Below are 1,919 nucleotides of genomic sequence, written 5' to 3' on the forward strand. Positions count from 1 at the left end.
GCTCAGTCGGCGCCGAAGTCGAAGGATGCCGACTCCGACGCCTCGTCGACGGCCTCTGCCAGACCTTCCCGCTCGGCCGAGTAGCGGTCGGCGTGCTCGGTGATCTCGTCCGCACCACCGCGCTCGAGCTTTCCGACCAGTTCGCCGGTGGCGCCGCCGATGAGACCCATGCTGGCGTACTGCTCGAGACGCGAGCGCGAGTCGGCGATGTCGAGATTGCGCATCGTGAGCTGGCCGATGCGGTCGGTGGGGCCGAACGCGGCGTCGCCGACGCGCTCCATCGACAGTTTCTCGGGGTGGTAGGACATCGCCGAGCCTGTGGTGTCGAGCACGGTGTAGTCCTCGCCGCGGCGCAGGCGAAGGGTGACCGAGCCGCTGATGGCGGAACCCACCCAGCGCTGGATCGACTCGCGCAGCATGAGCGACTGCGGCTCGAGCCAGCGGCCCTCGTACATGAGGCGACCCAGGCGCCGGCCCTGCTCGTGGTAGGTGGCGAGGGTGTCCTCGTTGAGGATGGCGTTCACGAGCCGCTCGTACGCGGTGAACAGCAGGGCCATGCCGGGGGCCTCGTAGATGCCGCGCGACTTCGCCTCGATGATGCGGTTCTCGATCTGGTCGCTCATGCCCAGGCCGTGGCGGCCGCCGATGCGGTTGGCCTCGAAGACCAGCTCCACCGGGTCGGCGTACTCGACGCCGTTGAGGGCGACGGGGCGGCCCGCCTCGAAGGTGACGGTGACGTCTTCGGTGTCGATCTGCACCTCGGGGTCCCAGAAGCGCACGCCCATGATGGGCTCCACCGTCTCGAGCGACACGTCGAGGTGCTCCAGCGTCTTCGCTTCGTGCGTGGCGCCCCAGATGTTGGCATCCGTCGAATAGGCCTTCTCGGCCGAGTCGCGGTAGGGGAAGCCGTGGGCGACGAGCCACTCGCTCATCTCGGTGCGGCCGCCGAGCTCGGTGACGAAGTCGGCGTCGAGCCAGGGCTTGTAGATGCGCAGGGCGGGGTTGGCGAGAAGGCCGTAGCGGTAGAACCGCTCGATGTCGTTGCCCTTGTAGGTGGAGCCGTCGCCCCAGATGTCGACGCCGTCTTCCTTCATGGCGCGCACGAGCAGCGTGCCGGTGACGGCACGGCCGAGCGGCGTGGTGTTGAAGTACGTGCGGCCGCCGCTGCGGATGTGGAACGCGCCGCAGGCGAGGGCGACGAAGCCCTCTTCGACGAGCGCCGTCTTGCAGTCGACCAGGCGCGCGACCTCGGCGCCGTACTCGAGCGCGCGGCCCGGGATGGCGGCGATGTCGGTCTCATCGGGCTGGCCGAGGTCGCCGGTGTAGGTGCAGGGGACGGCGCCCTTGTCACGCATCCAGGCGACGGCGACAGATGTGTCGAGTCCTCCGGAGAAGGCGATGCCGACGCGCTCGCCGACGGGCAGGGACTGAAGGACCTTCGACATGGGTTCCAGTCTAGTGAAGGTGGGGATGCCGCCTGAGCGGTGGGCCGCTCAGCCGATGACGACGTCGGTGATGGTCACCGGCGTGGCCGGCGGTCCGTCGGGGGCCCCGCCTTCGGCGCCGGCGGCGGCGACCTCGCGCACGACCTCGAGGCCGGCGGCATCCATCTGCCCGAACACCGTGTACGAGGGCGGCAGCTGGCTGTCCTCGTAGACGAGGAAGAACTGCGAGCCGTTGGTGTCGGGGCCGGCGTTGGCCATCGCGACGGTTCCGGCGGGATACGTCTCGGTGCCGTCGAGTTCGTCGGCGTAGCTGTAACCGGGGCCGCCGCGGCCGGTGCCGGTCGGATCGCCGCACTGCAGCACGAAGATCCCCGAGGTCGTGAGGCGGTGGCAGATCGTGTCGCTGTAGTAGCCCTGCTCGGAAAGCGAGACGAAGCTGCCGACCGTGCACGGGGTGCGCTCGGCGTCGAGGGT

The 1,919-nt window shown here is 69.5% G+C and carries 2 protein-coding genes; both read right to left on the reverse strand.

What is annotated here, in order from left to right:
* Positions 1-2: 2 nt before the first annotated feature.
* Positions 3-1,445, reverse strand: a complete 1,443-nt coding sequence (gene argG / locus NQ160_RS23095; RefSeq protein ID WP_257517352.1) for an argininosuccinate synthase — start codon at positions 1,443-1,445, stop codon at positions 3-5.
* 48 nt (positions 1,446-1,493) lie between these two features.
* Positions 1,494-1,919: peptidylprolyl isomerase (locus tag NQ160_RS23100; RefSeq protein WP_257517353.1), on the reverse strand; the 426-nt coding region annotated here is incomplete at its 5' end.

The sequence above is a fragment of the Microbacterium sp. zg.Y909 genome, from assembly GCF_024626565.1.